The sequence below is a fragment of the Variovorax sp. ZS18.2.2 genome, assembly GCF_024701975.1.
Classification (GTDB): Bacteria; Pseudomonadota; Gammaproteobacteria; order Burkholderiales; family Burkholderiaceae_C; genus Variovorax.
In genome coordinates this window covers 164,666-178,650 of record NZ_JANLNM010000010.1, presented here as the reverse complement: position 1 = coordinate 178,650, position 13,985 = coordinate 164,666, and the positions used below count along the sequence as shown (strand labels likewise).

13 protein-coding genes are annotated in these 13,985 nt (G+C 67.7%); 12 read left to right on the top strand and 1 reads right to left on the bottom strand.

The features are described 5' to 3' along the window. Positions 1-82: 82 nt before the first annotated feature. On the bottom strand, positions 83-1,450 hold the full coding sequence (locus tag NU688_RS29650) for an AmpG family muropeptide MFS transporter (RefSeq protein WP_257864413.1): 1,368 nt from the start codon (positions 1,448-1,450) through the stop codon (positions 83-85). Positions 1,451-1,526: 76 nt separating this feature from the next. On the opposite strand from NU688_RS29650, the gene NU688_RS29645 reads away from it, so the two are divergent. From NU688_RS29645 to NU688_RS29590, 12 genes are all read left to right on the top strand, one after another. Then, positions 1,527-2,381, top strand: a complete 855-nt coding sequence (locus NU688_RS29645) for a M48 family metallopeptidase (RefSeq protein ID WP_257864412.1) — start codon at positions 1,527-1,529, stop codon at positions 2,379-2,381. A gap of 204 nt (positions 2,382-2,585) precedes the next feature. After that, entirely contained in the window at positions 2,586-4,304 is a 1,719-nt protein-coding gene (gene atzF / locus NU688_RS29640) for an allophanate hydrolase (protein WP_257864411.1), read from the top strand. Between the two features lie 29 nt (positions 4,305-4,333). Beyond that, positions 4,334-5,338, top strand: coding sequence for an ABC transporter substrate-binding protein (locus tag NU688_RS29635; protein WP_257864410.1), 1,005 nt, complete (start codon positions 4,334-4,336; stop codon positions 5,336-5,338). Between the two features lie 2 nt (positions 5,339-5,340). Further along, positions 5,341-6,168, top strand: coding sequence for an ABC transporter permease (locus tag NU688_RS29630; protein WP_257864409.1), 828 nt, complete (start codon positions 5,341-5,343; stop codon positions 6,166-6,168). Then, positions 6,165-6,998 carry an ABC transporter ATP-binding protein gene (locus tag NU688_RS29625; RefSeq protein ID WP_257864408.1) on the top strand — a complete coding sequence of 278 codons (834 nt, stop codon included), beginning with the start codon at positions 6,165-6,167 and terminating at the stop codon, positions 6,996-6,998. The genes NU688_RS29630 and NU688_RS29625 overlap by 4 nt, the downstream gene beginning before the upstream one ends. Further along, entirely contained in the window at positions 6,995-7,375 is a 381-nt protein-coding gene (hpxZ, locus tag NU688_RS29620; protein WP_257864407.1) for an oxalurate catabolism protein HpxZ, read from the top strand. The genes NU688_RS29625 and hpxZ overlap by 4 nt, the downstream gene beginning before the upstream one ends. 49 nt (positions 7,376-7,424) lie before the next feature. Next, positions 7,425-8,543 (top strand): BMP family ABC transporter substrate-binding protein, encoded by a 1,119-nt coding sequence (locus NU688_RS29615; protein WP_257864406.1) that lies wholly within the window; start codon positions 7,425-7,427, stop codon positions 8,541-8,543. Between the two features lie 9 nt (positions 8,544-8,552). After that, positions 8,553-9,614, top strand: a complete 1,062-nt coding sequence (locus tag NU688_RS29610; protein WP_257864405.1) for an ABC transporter permease — start codon at positions 8,553-8,555, stop codon at positions 9,612-9,614. Positions 9,615-9,762: 148 nt separating this feature from the next. After that, positions 9,763-10,686, top strand: a complete 924-nt coding sequence (locus NU688_RS29605; protein WP_013538746.1) for an ABC transporter permease — start codon at positions 9,763-9,765, stop codon at positions 10,684-10,686. A gap of 5 nt (positions 10,687-10,691) precedes the next feature. Beyond that, entirely contained in the window at positions 10,692-11,684 is a 993-nt protein-coding gene (locus NU688_RS29600; protein ID WP_257864404.1) for a formamidase, read from the top strand. Between the two features lie 8 nt (positions 11,685-11,692). Further along, positions 11,693-12,403: a cysteine hydrolase family protein gene (locus tag NU688_RS29595; protein WP_257864403.1), complete on the top strand. Its 711-nt coding sequence runs from the start codon at positions 11,693-11,695 to the stop codon at positions 12,401-12,403. A gap of 7 nt (positions 12,404-12,410) precedes the next feature. After that, entirely contained in the window at positions 12,411-13,985 is a 1,575-nt protein-coding gene (locus tag NU688_RS29590; RefSeq protein ID WP_257864402.1) for an ABC transporter ATP-binding protein, read from the top strand.

Below are 13,985 nucleotides of genomic sequence, written 5' to 3'. Positions count from 1 at the left end.
CAATGAATGTCACGCAGCCTACCAGCAGTGCGCGCCCCTCAGCGTCGGCTGTTTCCCATGGATGCAGCCTAGGGCGAGGGCCCTATTGACGGTCGGCGGTGCTTGTGGTCGTCGTCAGCCGCGAGGCCAGCGCGACCAGCAGCAGCACGGGCACGCCCAGCAGCGCGGTGGCGGTGAAGAACTGGCTGTAGCCGTAGGCGTCGACGAAGGCGCCCGAGTAGCCGGCAATGAACTTGGGCAGCAGCAGCATCAGCGAGCTGAAGAGGGCGTACTGCGTGGCCGAGTAGCTGATGTTGGTCAGGCTCGACAGGTAGGCGATGAAGGCGGCCGAGGCGATGCCGCCGGCCAGGTTGTCGGCCGAGACCACCGCGATGAGCGCCGTGAGGTCGTGCCCGCGCGAGGCCAGCCAGGCGAACAGCAGGTTGCTCGCGGCGCTGAGCACTGCGCCCAGCATCAGCACGCGCATCACGCCCAGGCGCATCGACAGCACGCCGCCCACGAAGGCGCCGACCAGCGTCATGACCACGCCGTAGATCTTGCTGACCGTGGCCACTTCGTCCTTGGTGAAGCCCATGTCCACGTAGAACGGATTGGCCATGATGCCCATCACCACGTCGCTGATGCGGTAGATGGCGATCAGCGCGAGGATCAGCGCGGCCTGCCACTTGTAGCGGCGGATGAAGTCGGCAAAAGGGTCGATCAGCACGTTCTGCAGCCACTCGGCCGCGTTCTTTGCCTTCGGCAGCACCAGCCGCACGGGCTCGGGCGACAGCAGCACCGTGAGCACGCCGACGCCCATCGAGGCGGCCATCACGAGGTAGGCGGTTTTCCAGGCGCCGTTCTGGTAGGCCGCCGCGCCGGTGGCGGCGACGGCGGGTGTCACTTCGGCCCAGGCCGCGACCCACAGCACGCCGGCGCCGGCCCAGATCATCGCGAGCCGGTAGCCCGTTTGGTACGCGGCGGCGAGCGCGGCCTGCTTGCGCGTCTCGGCCGATTCGATGCGGAAGGCGTCCAGCGCGATGTCCTGCGTGGCCGAGCCGAAGGCCACCAGCAACGCGCACCAGACCAGCGGGGCGAGGCCGTTTCGCGGATCGTTCATCGCCATGCCGACCAGCCCCACGATCACCAGAGCCTGCGCCAGCAGCAGCCAGCCGCGGCGCCGCCCGAGCAGCGTGGTCAATGGCGGCAGCGGCATCCGGTCGACCAGCGGCGCCCAGACCCACTTGAAGCCGTAGGCCAGGCCCACCCAGCTCAGGTAGCCGATGGTGGTGCGGTCGACGCCCGCTTCGCGCAGGCGAAAGCTCAGGGTGCCCAGCACCAGCAGCAGCGGCAGCCCGGCGGAGAAGCCCAGCGCCAGCATGCGCAGCGTGGCTGGCTCGAGGTAGACCCTCAGCGTGTCGCGCCAGGGCGGTGAGGGGGGGGTGGAGGTTTCGAGCGGCGGGGCGGACATGAACCCCGGATTGTCCATGAGCCGCCACGGGAATCGGCCCGCCTGTTTGTCTTCATTTGTTCCTATGATCCGGCCCATGTGCACACGCTGCGAACGCCCCATTTCCTCCACGTCTCCCGTCTCGCCCTGGCAGTTGCGCAGGGCCTTCCTGTTGATCGCGGCCGGTGTGGCCTTCAGCCGCCCGGCGCTCTCGCAGGTCAACGTCGGCAACGCATCGGTGGCGCGCAACCTGGTGCCGGCGGACAAGATCGAGGCGGCCGGCGTCCAGCAGTACGGCCAACTGCTTGCGCAAGCCCGCGCCAAGAATGCGCTCGCCGGCGACAACAACGCGCAACTGCAGCGGCTGCGCGCCATCGCGCAGCGGCTCATTCCCTTCGCCACGCCCTGGAACACGCGGGCGCGCGAATGGAAGTGGGAGGTCAACCTGATCGGCAGCAAGCAGATCAACGCCTTCTGCATGCCCGGCGGCAAGATCGCCTTCTTCACCGGCATCCTCGAGCAGCTCAAGCTGAGCGACGACGAGGTCGCGATGGTGATGGGCCACGAGATGGCCCACGCGCTGCGCGAACACGCCCGCGCCCGCATGGCCAAGAGCGCCGGCACCGGCGCGGCGCTGTCCATCGGTGCGCAGCTGCTGGGCCTCGGGCAGGTGGGCGACCTTGCGGCGCGCGCCGGCACGCAGCTCATCACGCTCAAGTTCAGCCGCAGCGACGAGACCGAGGCCGACCTCGTAGGCCTCGAACTCGCGGCGCGCGCGGGCTACGACCCGAAGGCCTCGGTGTCGCTGTGGAACAAGATGGCGACCGCCTCGAAGAACCAGGGCGGGCTGAGCTTTCTGTCGACGCACCCGAGCGGGACGGACCGGATCGCGAAGCTCGAGGCGAACATCCCCAAGGTCGAAAGCCTTTACCGCAGCGCCAAGCGGAGCTGAGTCCGGCTCCCTGCATGACTCCCTCTCCCTCTGGGAGAGGGCGGGGGTGAGGGCAGTGGCCTTCATATAAGAGCTGCGCCTCACCCCAACCCTCCCCCCAAGGGGAGAGGGAGCAAATCTCCCAATCCCCGGGCCTGCATCACAGCCTCCGTTCCGGCTGGCACATTGCTTGCATCTCGACTTGTACACAAGTTTGGATGCCTGATGATGGTGCATGACCCCAACCCGCTGACCGCCGCTGCCTGGATCGCGAAATTCGCGACGCCCGTGGCCGGTGCCGAAACCGCCGACACCCCCGGCGTGACCCTGCCGCTCGCCGGGTTGCGCTTCGCGGTCAAGGACAACATCGACGTGGCAGGCGTGCCCACCACCGCCGCCTGCCCGGCCTTCGACCGCCGGCCCACGGCACATGCGGCCGTGGTGCAGCGGCTGCTCGAAGCCGGTGCATCGCTGGCCGGCAAGACCAACCTCGACCAGTTCGCTTGCGGCCTGAACGGCACGCGCTCGCCGTATGGCGAAGTGCCCAACGCGTTCGATGCGCGCTATGTCTCCGGCGGCTCCAGTTCCGGTTCGGCGTATGTAGTGGCTGCGGGCGAGGTCGACTTCGCCCTCGGCACCGACACCGCCGGCTCGGGCCGCGTGCCCGCCGGGCTCAACAACATCGTCGGCCTCAAGCCTTCGCGCGGGCTGCTCAGCACATTCGGCGTGGTGCCGGCAGCGCAGAGCGCGGACTGCGTTTCGATCTTCGCGCGCACCGTGGCGCTGGCCGTCGATGTGATGCTCGCTGCCGCCGGCCACGATCCGCGCGACCCGTACTCGCGCGACATCGCCATGCGCCGCCGGCCGCTGCCCGCGCGCTTCTGCTTCGGCGTGCCCGACACGCTGAGCTTTTTCGGCGACACCGCGGCCGAAGAAGCCTTTCGCGACGCGCAGGCGAAGCTCGTGGCGCTGGGCGGCACGGCCGTCACCATTCCCTACGCACCGCTCGCCGAGGCCGCCGCACTGCTCTATGAAAGCGCACTCGTCGCCGAACGCTACGCCGCGGTGCGCGAGTTCTTCGACGCGCACGCCGACGAGGTGATCGAGCCCGTGCGCAGCATTCTCGCGAGCGGAAAGAAATATGTCGCGGCCGATGTGTTCGACGCGCAGACCCGCCTTCGCGCCATCGCGCAACAGGTCGAGCCGATGTGGCGCGACATCGACGTGCTGCTGGTGCCCACCGCGCCCACGCACTACACGCGCGAAGCCATGCGCGCCGACCCGGTCGTGCTCAACCGCAACCTCGGCGCGTACACCAACTTCGTCAACCTGCTCGATTACGCGGCCCTTTCTGTGCCGAGCAGCCTGCGTGTGGACGGCCTGCCGTTCGGCATCACGCTGATCGGCCCGAGCGGCAGCGATCTCGCATTGGCCGACCTCGGCCAGCGCTACCACCACGCGACCGGCCTCCCGCAGGGCGCTACCGGCTTGCCGCTGCCCGCACCGCGCCCGGTGCCCGGCCTCACGGCGCCGGCGCCGCAGACGCTCGCCATTGCTGTGGTCGGCGCGCATCTGTCGGGCATGCCACTCAACGGCCAGCTCACCGAGCGCGGCGCCACGTTGCTGCGCGCCACGACCACATCGCCCGCGTACCGCCTCTTCGCGTTACCCGGCACCACGCCGCCCAAGCCCGGCTTGCAGCGCAGCGCGGAAGGCGGCGCAGCCATCGCGCTCGAAGTGTGGGACGTTCCCATCGCGCAGGTCGGCAGCTTCCTCGCGTTGATTCCGCCACCGCTCGGCCTCGGCAGCGTCGAGCTGGCCGACGGCAGTTGGGTCCACGGCTTCATCTGCGAAGGCCACGCACTGGCCGGCGCACAGGACGTGACCCATCACGGCGGCTGGCGTGCCTATGTCGCGAGCCGTGCCGCTGCCCTTGCCAATTGACCGACCGACCGACTGATCCAGGAGTCCCGATGAGCACCTTCGAAAAATCTTCCGCATCGCGCCGGCAGTTGCTGCAAGCCGGCATCGGTGCAGCGGGCCTGGCCGTGCTGGCTGCGCCCGCCATCGTGCGCGCACAGGCCGCACCCAAGCTGCGCATCGGCTACTGGCCCGTGGCCGCCGGCTTGCCGTTTTTTGTGGCGGTGGACCGCGGCTACTTCAAGGAAGCGGGGCTCGACGTGGAGCCGCTCAAGTTCGCCGCCGCGCAACAGATCATGGAAGGCATGCTCGCGGGCCGCTGCGACGGCAGTGCCAACGGCACTGGCTCGGCCAACCTCGCCATTGGCGAGATCGCGCAGCCGGGCCTCTTCAAGATCTTCTGCACCAACCCGAGCAACGCGAAGTTCGTGCTCGACGAGTTCATCGTCGCGAAGGACAGCCCCGTCAAGACCATGGCCGAGCTGGCCGGCAAGAAGGTCGCCTCGGGCCCCGGCATCCAGAACGTCACGCTCTGCAAGACCATGCTCGAGCGCGCCGGCGCCAAGGGCGCGGTGGTGAGCGAGCTGCCCATCGGCCAGCATGTGGCCGCGCTCGTCGCGGGCCAGGTCGATGCCTGCTACACGCTGGAGCCGACCGGCACCATCGGCCGCATGAACGGCACCACACGGGTGATCGAGGCGGGCGTGGTTGCCAAGTACATCCTCGGCGACCCGATGGCGCCCTGGCACGGCGGTGCCGCCAGCCTCACCACCGAGTTCATCAAGAAGAACCCCGAGGTCGCGAAGAAGTACATCGCGGCGTACGCGCGCGGCGTCGAGCTGGTGCGCACCAAGCCCGACGACGCACGCCAGCACATGAAGGGCTACACCGCCATCGAGGGCAAGCTCACGGCCGAAGTGCCGCTCGCTTCGTACATGCTCTACAACGAGTTCAAGCCGAGCGACGTTGCGTACTTCCAGAAGTTCTACGACCTGTTCACCGAAAAAGGCATCTTCGAGAAGAAGGTGCTGGTGGATAGTCTTCTCTACAAGGCCTGACCATGGCCGACGCAAGCACGACCACGGCCGCGCCGTGGACACCGCCGGCCAGCCTCAATGCCGCCGCGCCCAAGCCCCCGTTGCGCGACCGGCTGCTGCCCTTCATCGGCCCCGTGGTGCTGTTCATCGTGTGGGACTTGGTGGTGCGCCTGGGCTTCATCAAGCCCATCCTGCTGCCCTCGCCAGCCGACACCATCGCCGCGCTGATCACGGGGCTCGCGGGCGGACCGCTGCTCACCGACTTCGCGATGACGGTGTGGCGCACGCTGCAGGCCTTCCTCATCGCGGCGGTGGTCGGCGTGCCGCTGGGCGTGCTGCTCGGCAGCAACGAGAAGGCGTACCGCAGCGTGGAGTTTCTGATCGACTTCTTCCGCTCCACGCCGTCGTCCGCGCTCATTCCGCTGTTCCTCTTGATCTTCGGCGTGAGCGACGTCAACAAGATCGCCATCGCCGCGTTCGGCGCGCTGCTCATCGTGGTGTTCAACAGCGCCTACGGTGTCATCAATGCGCGCAAGCAACGCGTGATGGCGGCGAAGGTCATGGGTGCCTCGCGCTGGCAGGTCTTCAAGGATGTGCTGATCTGGGAGAGCCTGCAGCCCAGCTTTGTCGGCCTGCGTTCGGCGGTGTCGATGGCGCTGGTGATCGTCATCGTGGCGGAGATGTTCATCGGCTCCGACACGGGGCTCGGCCATCGGATCATCGATGCGCAGCAGGTGCTCAACGTGAAGAGCATGTACGCGGCGATCCTGGCTGCTGGTGCCCTCGGCTACGCCCTCAACATTCTTTTTCTCGTCGCCGAGCGCCGCATCGTGCACTGGAGCGGAAGATGAAAGTCACACCCGACATCGTCATCAACGGCCCGGTGTACGCCGACGTGCCAAAGCCGGTCTTCAAGCCCGGCCCGGCCGGCACCCACATCACCATCCGCGGCCTGACCAAGTACTTCGCGGGCTGGCCGCTGTACGAGAACTTCGACCTCGACATTCCCAAGCACCGCATCGTCTCGGTGTTCGGGCCCAACGGCTGCGGCAAGTCCACGCTCATCAACATGATCGCGGGGCTGGTTCCCATCGACTCGGGCGAGATCCTGTTCGACGGCAAGCAGCGCAAGGACACCAAGATCGGCTACGTGTTCCAGAACTACCGCGAGGCGATGTTCCCGTGGATGCGCACCATCGACAACATCGCCTACCCGCTGAAGCTCGAAGGCCGCAGCAAGGCCGAGGTCGACCGGCGCATGGAAGAACTCGTGGCGTCGTTCGACGTCAAGTTCGACCTCAAGCGCTTTCCGTACGAGCTCTCGGGCGGCCAGCAGCAGACCGCATCGATCATGCGGGCCCTCGCACCGAACCCCGAGGTGCTGTTCCTCGACGAGCCCTTCTCCGCGCTCGACTTCGAGATGACGCTCTTCATCCGCGAGAAGCTGCAGGAGGTTTTCATGCAGACCGGCACCACGATGCTGCTGGTGTCGCACGACCTCGAAGAAGCCGTGTACCTCGCCGACGAAGTGCTGCTGCTGACCAAGCGGCCCACCAAGGTGGCGGAGATCCTGCGCTATGGCGATGCGCGCCCGCGCACCATCGAGACGCTGAGCACCGAGAGCTTCGTCGCGACGAAGAAGCTCAGCCTCGACATCTTCCAGCGCGAGGTGCGCCGATGAGCATGGAGATCAACATCCCCGAGGTGCACGCCGAAGTCAGTGCCGTCTTCGCGCGCTACGAAGAAGCCCTGGTGACCAACCAGCGCGCGGTGCTCGACGAACTGTTCTGGAACAGCCCGTACACGCTGCGCTACGGCTTCTCCGAGAACCACTACGGCCACGCCGACATCCGCATCTTCCGTGCCTCGCTGCCGGTGCAGAGCCCGCCGCGCGAACTGCTGCGCACCGTCATCACCACCTACGGCCGCGACTTCGCGACGGCAAACGTCGAGTTCCGGCGCGAAGGCAGCCGCGTGATCGGTCGCCAGAGCCAGACCTGGATCCGCACCGCCGAGGGCTGGCGCGTCGTTGCCGCCCACGTGAGCATGCCGGCTTGATCGCGCGGCACATTTTTTGCACTTCCTCCCCACTCCTCGAAAGAACGCCATGGCCAGCCAAATCAATCGTCGCGATTCCCTCAAGTCCCTGGCCGCGCTCGGCGCCGCCGGCACCCTCGGCGGCTGGAGCGCCCTGGCCCATGCGCAGGCCAAGCCGCTCACGGTCGGCGTGATCTACGTCGGCGCGCGCGACGACTACGGCTACAACCAGGCGCACGCCATGGCAGCCGCCGAAATCAAGAAGCTGCCCGGCATCAAGGTGGTCGAGGAAGAGAACGTGCCCGAGACCGCCGCCGTGCAGAAGACCATGGCCGGCATGATCTCGCAGGACGGTGCGAAGCTGTTGTTCCCCACCTCCTTCGGCTACTTCGATCCGCACATCCTGGCCGTGGCGCCCAAGTATCCCGACGTGCGCTTCTCGCACTGCGGCGGCCTCTGGACCGAAGGCAAGCACCCGAAGAACGCCGGCAGCTTCTTCGGCTACATCGACGAGTGCCAGTTCCTCAACGGCGTGATCGCGGCGCACATGACCAAGAGCAACAAGATCGCCTTCGTTGCCGCCAAGCCGATCCCGCAGGTGCTGCGCAACATCAACGCCTTCACGCTCGGTGCGCGCTCGGTCAAGCCGAACATCACCTGCAGCGTGATCTTCACCGGCGACTGGTCGATGGCCGTGAAGGAGGCCGAGGCCACCAACAGCCTGGCCGACCAGGGCTGCGACGTGTTCACCATGCACGTCGATGGTCCCAAGGTGGTGGTCGAGACCGCGGCCAAACGCGGCAAGATGGTCTGCGGCTACCACGCGAGCCAGGCCAAGCTCGCACCGAACGCATACCTCACCGGCGCCGAATGGAACTGGCTCACTGCCTACAAGACCGCCATCGAAGCCGCACAAACCGGCAAGCCGCATCCCAACTTCCTGCGCGGTGGTCTGAAGGAAGGCTACGTGAAGATGTCCGCCTACGGCCCCATGGTGCCGGACGCCGCGAAGAAACAGGCCGACGACATCAAGGCCAAGATGATCGCGGGCACCTTCGACATCTTCAAGGACGGCATCAAGGACAACAAGGGCGCGGTCGTGGTGCCGGCCGGCAAGGTCTTGAAGCAGACGGACCTTGAACTCGAGAAGATGAACTACCTGGTCGAAGGCGTCATCGGCCAGGCCTGAGTTCCGCCCATGCGTCACGCGCTCAAGGAATTCGCCCTGCCGGTGTTCGCCATCGCGGCGGCGCTGCTGCTGTTCGGCGTGCTGGTGGCTTTTGCCGGCGTCGATCCGGTGGAAGTGTGGGCGACGCTCTTCAAGGGCGCGTTCGGCGACTGGTTCTCGTGGCAGAACACCTTGCAGCGCGCTGCACCGCTGATGCTCACCGCGTTGTGCGTGGCGCTGCCGGCGCGCGCGGGGCTGATCGTCATCGGCGGTGAAGGTGCGCTGGTGCTGGGCGGGCTGGCCTGCGCGGCACTCGCGCATGCGGTGCCGCTGCCCGGCAACGTCGTGGGCACGGTGGTCGTCTGTATCGCCGGTGCATTGGCCGGCGCACTGTGGATCGTGCTCGCGGGGTGGCTGCGCCAGTACCGCGGCATCAACGAAACCATCAGCAGCCTGCTGCTGGCCTACATCGCCATCGGCATCTTCAAGCACCTGGTCGAAGGGCCGCTGCGCGATCCGGCAAGCCTGAACAAGCCATCGACGTATGCACTGAACGACGGGTTGCTGATCGGCGGCATCGGCGGCTCGGATGTGCACTGGGGCCTGGCGATCGGCGTCGTGGCGTGCCTGGGGCTCGGCTGGTGGCTGCGCGCGACCGCCTCGGGCTTCTCGGTGCGCGTGGTCGGCGGCAATCCGCGCACCGCGCAGCTCGTGGGCCTGCCGGCCACGCGGCTCATTCTCGGCAGCTGCGCACTGGGCGGCGCGTGCGCGGGGCTCGCGGGCGCGGTCGAAGTGGCGGCGGTGCACACCAACGCCAACGCCTCGCTGATCGCGGGCTATGGCTACGCGGGCATCCTCGTGTCGTTCATCGCGCGGCACAACCCGGTGGCCATCGTGCCGGTGGCGATTCTGTTCGGCGGCTTCGGCGCGGCGGGCAGCCTGCTGCAGCGGCGGCTCGGGCTGCCCGATGCCTCGGTGCTGGTGCTGCAGGGCATCGCGTTCGTGCTGATCCTCGCGAGCGAGGGCTTGCGCATGGTCGATTGGAGGGCGCTGCGCGCGCGCCTGTTCCGCGCTTCGGGGAGCCCGGCATGAGCGCCCCTTTCTTGCTCCCTCCCCTTCCGAGGGAGGGCTGGGGTGGGGGCACGACGGCGCTCACTCAACCACGGCGCTTGATCAAGGGCCTGCCCCCATCCCAGCCTTCCCCCGGAAGGGGAAGGAGCAAGAACGGGGAGGTTGCCGCATGACCGCCGATCAATGGATTGCGCTTGTGGCCGGCATCGTCGGCGGCGCGCTGCGCGTGGGCGCGCCCTTTCTTTTCGTGAGCCTCGGCGAATGCCTCACCGAGAAATCGGGCCGCATCAACCTCGGGCTCGAAGGCGTGCTGGTGCTGTCGGCGATGGCGGCCTTCGGCGGTGCGTATCTCACCGACTCGGCCTGGCTCGGCGTGCTGATCGGCGCGATGGCGGGGGCTGTGCTCGCGCTGCTGCATGGTCTGCTGTGCTCGCTAGATCGCGTCAACGACGTGGCGACCGGCATCGCGCTGATGCTGCTCGGCACGGGCCTCGCGTTCTATCTCGGCAAGCCGCTGATTCAGCCGCAGGCGCCACAGATTCCCGCGATACCGTTGGGCTTCTGGAGCGACAACACGGTGGTGCGCTCGGCGCTGCAACTCAATGCGCTCGTGCCCATCGGCGTGGCGCTCGCGGTGCTGCTCTGGTGGGGCTTCGCACGCACACGCGCGGGCTTGTTGGTGCGCATGGCGGGCGACTCGGCGCAGGCCACGCGCGCGCTCGGCTATTCGGTCTCGGGCCTGCGCATCGCGGCGACCACGGCGGGCGGCTTCATCGCCGGGCTCGGCGGCGCATCGCTCACGCTGTTCTATCCGGGCAGTTGGAACGAAGGCATCTCCAGCGGCCAGGGCCTGATCGCCGTCGCGCTCGTGATCTTCGCGCGCTGGAGTCCGCTGCGCTGCGTGGGCGCGGCCTTTCTCTTCGGCGGTGCGGGCGCCATCGGTCCCGCGCTGCAGTCCATCGGCATCGGCTGGGGCTATCACCTCTTCAACACCGTGCCCTATGTGCTCACGCTGGTGATCCTGGTGCTCACCTGCAAGCCGGGCAGCGCGGCCATCGGCAGCCCCGGCGAACTGTCTTCGACAAGGAACTGAACACCATGAGCGGTCTGGGTGGCCTCAACAAATCGGCGCACGGCGTCGTCGTCGGGCTGGTGCAGTTGCAATTGCCGAACGTGAAGACGCCGGCCGACCTCGCCGCGCAGACGCGGCGCATCTGCGAGATGGTGGGAAAGGCGCGCCGCAACCAGTCGACCATGGACCTCGTTGTGTTCCCGGAGTACGCGCTGCACGGCCTCTCGATGGACACCAACCCCGCGATCATGTGCACGCTCGACGGTCCCGAGGTTGCGGCCTTCAAGAGCGCCTGCATCGAACACCGCATCTGGGGCTGCTTCTCGATCATGGAAGCCAACCCCGGCGGCAACCCGTACAACAGCGGGCTCATCATCGACGACCAGGGCGAGATCAAGCTCTATTACCGCAAGCTGCACCCGTGGGTGCCGGTCGAACCCTGGGAGCCCGGCAACCTCGGCATTCCCGTGTGCGACGGCCCCAACGGCAGCAAGCTCGCGCTCATCATCTGCCACGACGGCATGTTCCCCGAGATGGCGCGCGAGGCCGCGTACAAGGGCGCCGACATCATCCTGCGCACAGCGGGCTACACCGCGCCGATCCGCCATGCCTGGCGCATCACCAACCAGTCGAACGCCTTCTGCAACCTCGCCTACACCGCGAGCGTGTGCCTGTGCGGCAGCGACGGCAGCTTCGACTCGATGGGCGAGGGCATGTTCTGCAACTTCGACGGCACGGTGCTGGTCGAGGGCGGCGGGCGCGTCGACGAGATCATCACCGCCGAACTGCGGCCCGACCTCGTGCGCGAGGCACGCACCGGCTGGGGCGTGGAAAACAACATCTACCAGCTCTACCACCGCGGCTACGTCGCGGTGAAGGGCGGCGCGCAGGACTGCCCCTACACCTACATGCACGACATGGCCGCCGGCACCTACAGGCTGCCGTGGAGCGCTGACGTGAAGGTGACCGACGGCACCTCCTGCGGCTTCGCGCCGCCGGAACGCAACTACCAAGGATGAGCATCGACATGACCACCACAGCAACCACCGCCGAGCGCCATGTGGCCGCCGAGCCCTACGCCTGGCCCTACAACGGCGACGTGCGCCCCGAGAACACCGCGCTGATCGTGATCGACATGCAGACCGACTTCTGCGGCAAGGGCGGCTACGTCGACGTGATGGGCTACGACCTCGCGCTGGTGCAGGCACCCATCCAGCCGATCGCGCGCACGCTCGCGGCGCTGCGGCCGCTGGGCTTTCACATCATCCACACGCGAGAAGGCCACCGCCCCGACCTCGCGGACCTGCCGGCCAACAAGCGCTGGCGCTCGCGGCAGATCGGTGCCAACGGCGTGGGCATCGGCGACGACGGCCCGTGCGGGCGCATCCTCGTGCGCGGCGAGCCGGGCTGGGAGCTCATTCCCGAACTCGCGCCGCTGCCCGGCGAGGTGGTGATCGACAAGCCCGGCAAGGGCTCGTTCTATGCCACCGACCTGGAGCTGATCCTGCGCACGCGCGGCATCGAGAACCTGATCCTCGCGGGCATCACCACCGACGTGTGCGTGCACACAACCATGCGCGATGCGAACGACCGCGGCTTCGAATGCCTGCTGCTGTCGGACTGCACAGCCGCCACCGACCACGGCAACCATCTCGCCGCGCTGAAGATGATCACGATGCAGGGCGGCGTGTTCGGCGCGCACACCACCTCGCAGGCCTTGCTGGCCACGCTTGGCTGATGCACGCATGAGCGCCGCCGCCCACGCCATCGGTGCGCTGCCTGCAGGCAGCGGCGCACTCGCGCTCGATACCTACGAGCTGACCAAGCGATTCGGCGCTTTCACTGCAATGGACCGCGTGACGATGCGCGTCGAACCCGGCACGGTGCACGCATTGCTCGGCGAAAACGGCGCGGGCAAGAGCACGCTGGTAAAGTGCGTGGCCGGCTTCCAGCGCGCGGAGGAGGGCAGCATCCTGATCGACGGGCGCGAGCAGGACATCGCCAACCCGATCGTCGCGCGCGCGCTGGGCATCGGCATGGTCTACCAGCACTTCACGTTGGCGCCGGGCATGACGGTGGCCGAGAACCTGCTGCTGGCCGGCGGCAAGACGCCCGCACTGATCGACTGGAAGACCAAGCGCGCGGAGTTGAAGGCGTTTCTCGCGACCACGCCTTTCAGCCTCGACCTCGATGTGCGGCCGTCGGAGCTTGCGGCGGGCGAAAAGCAGAAGCTTGAACTGCTCAAGCAGCTCTACCTGAAGCCGCGCCTCTTGATCCTCGACGAGCCCACCTCGGTGCTCACGCCGCAGGAGGCCGACGAGGTGCTGGGCCATGTGCGCGAGTTCGCGCGCAGCGGTCTGTGCACCGTGCTCATCATCACGCACAAGTTCCGCGAGGTGATGGCGTACGCGGACAGCGTGACCGTGTTGCGCAGGGGCAAGGCGGTGCATCACTGCCGTGTGGCGGACACGAGCCCGGCGCAGTTGGCGCAGGCCATGATGGGCGGCGAGGACACGGCCGTTTCCGCGCCGGCTTCATCGCCCGCTGTCAGGAAGCCCGTGGCCGATGCGGCACCCGTCGCGCTGAAGGTCGAAGGCCTCAAGGCCCAGGGCGACCGCGGCACGCTCGCGCTGCATGACCTGAGCTTGTCTGTGCGCGCGGGAGAAATCCTCGGCGTGGCGGGCGTCTCCGGCAACGGACAGCGCGAACTGGTCGAGGCCCTGGTCGGGCAACGCCCGCGGCTGGCCGGCCGCGTGAGCGTGATGGGTCAGCCCTACAACGCACGCCGCGCCGAGAACCGCAGCCTCAAGGTGCGCAGCCTTCCCGAGGAGCCGCTGCGCAACGCCTGCGTAGGCGACCTCAGCGTGGCCGAGAACATGGCGCTGCGCGATTTCGACCGGCCGCCGCTGTCGCGCGGCGGCGTGCTGAACTTTCCGTACTGGCGCAGCCGCGCACGCGAATGGATCGCCGAGTACGGCGTCAAGACGCAGGGCGAGGGCGCGCCGATCCGCAGCCTCTCGGGCGGCAACGTGCAGCGCGCGGTGCTCGCGCGCGAGCTGGCCGGCGACATCAACGTGCTGATCGCGGCGAACCCGGTGTTCGGTCTCGACTTCGCCGCCGTCGCGGAGATCCACGCGCGCATCGTGCAGGTGCGCGAGAAGGGCGGTGCGGTGCTGCTGGTCAGCGAAGACCTCGACGAACTGCTGGAGCTGGCCGACCGCATCGTCGTGATGAGCGAAGGGCAGATCGTGTTCGAGACTTCGGCTGCAGGCGCGGAGCGACATGTGATCGGCGCGCACATGGGCGGTGGACACCACTAA

Bases quoted from the DNA above. Each gene is read 5' to 3' on its own strand.
- NU688_RS29650 (WP_257864413.1), bottom strand. From the start codon at position 1,450: ATGTCCGCCCCGCCGCTCGAAACCTCCACCCCCCCCTCACCGCCCTGG.
- NU688_RS29645 (WP_257864412.1), top strand. From the start codon at position 1,527: ATGTGCACACGCTGCGAACGCCCCATTTCCTCCACGTCTCCCGTCTCG.
- atzF (WP_257864411.1), top strand. From the start codon at position 2,586: ATGATGGTGCATGACCCCAACCCGCTGACCGCCGCTGCCTGGATCGCG.
- NU688_RS29635 (WP_257864410.1), top strand. From the start codon at position 4,334: ATGAGCACCTTCGAAAAATCTTCCGCATCGCGCCGGCAGTTGCTGCAA.
- NU688_RS29630 (WP_257864409.1), top strand. From the start codon at position 5,341: ATGGCCGACGCAAGCACGACCACGGCCGCGCCGTGGACACCGCCGGCC.
- NU688_RS29625 (WP_257864408.1), top strand. From the start codon at position 6,165: ATGAAAGTCACACCCGACATCGTCATCAACGGCCCGGTGTACGCCGAC.
- hpxZ (WP_257864407.1), top strand. From the start codon at position 6,995: ATGAGCATGGAGATCAACATCCCCGAGGTGCACGCCGAAGTCAGTGCC.
- NU688_RS29615 (WP_257864406.1), top strand. From the start codon at position 7,425: ATGGCCAGCCAAATCAATCGTCGCGATTCCCTCAAGTCCCTGGCCGCG.
- NU688_RS29610 (WP_257864405.1), top strand. From the start codon at position 8,553: ATGCGTCACGCGCTCAAGGAATTCGCCCTGCCGGTGTTCGCCATCGCG.
- NU688_RS29605 (WP_013538746.1), top strand. From the start codon at position 9,763: ATGACCGCCGATCAATGGATTGCGCTTGTGGCCGGCATCGTCGGCGGC.
- NU688_RS29600 (WP_257864404.1), top strand. From the start codon at position 10,692: ATGAGCGGTCTGGGTGGCCTCAACAAATCGGCGCACGGCGTCGTCGTC.
- NU688_RS29595 (WP_257864403.1), top strand. From the start codon at position 11,693: ATGACCACCACAGCAACCACCGCCGAGCGCCATGTGGCCGCCGAGCCC.
- NU688_RS29590 (WP_257864402.1), top strand. From the start codon at position 12,411: ATGAGCGCCGCCGCCCACGCCATCGGTGCGCTGCCTGCAGGCAGCGGC.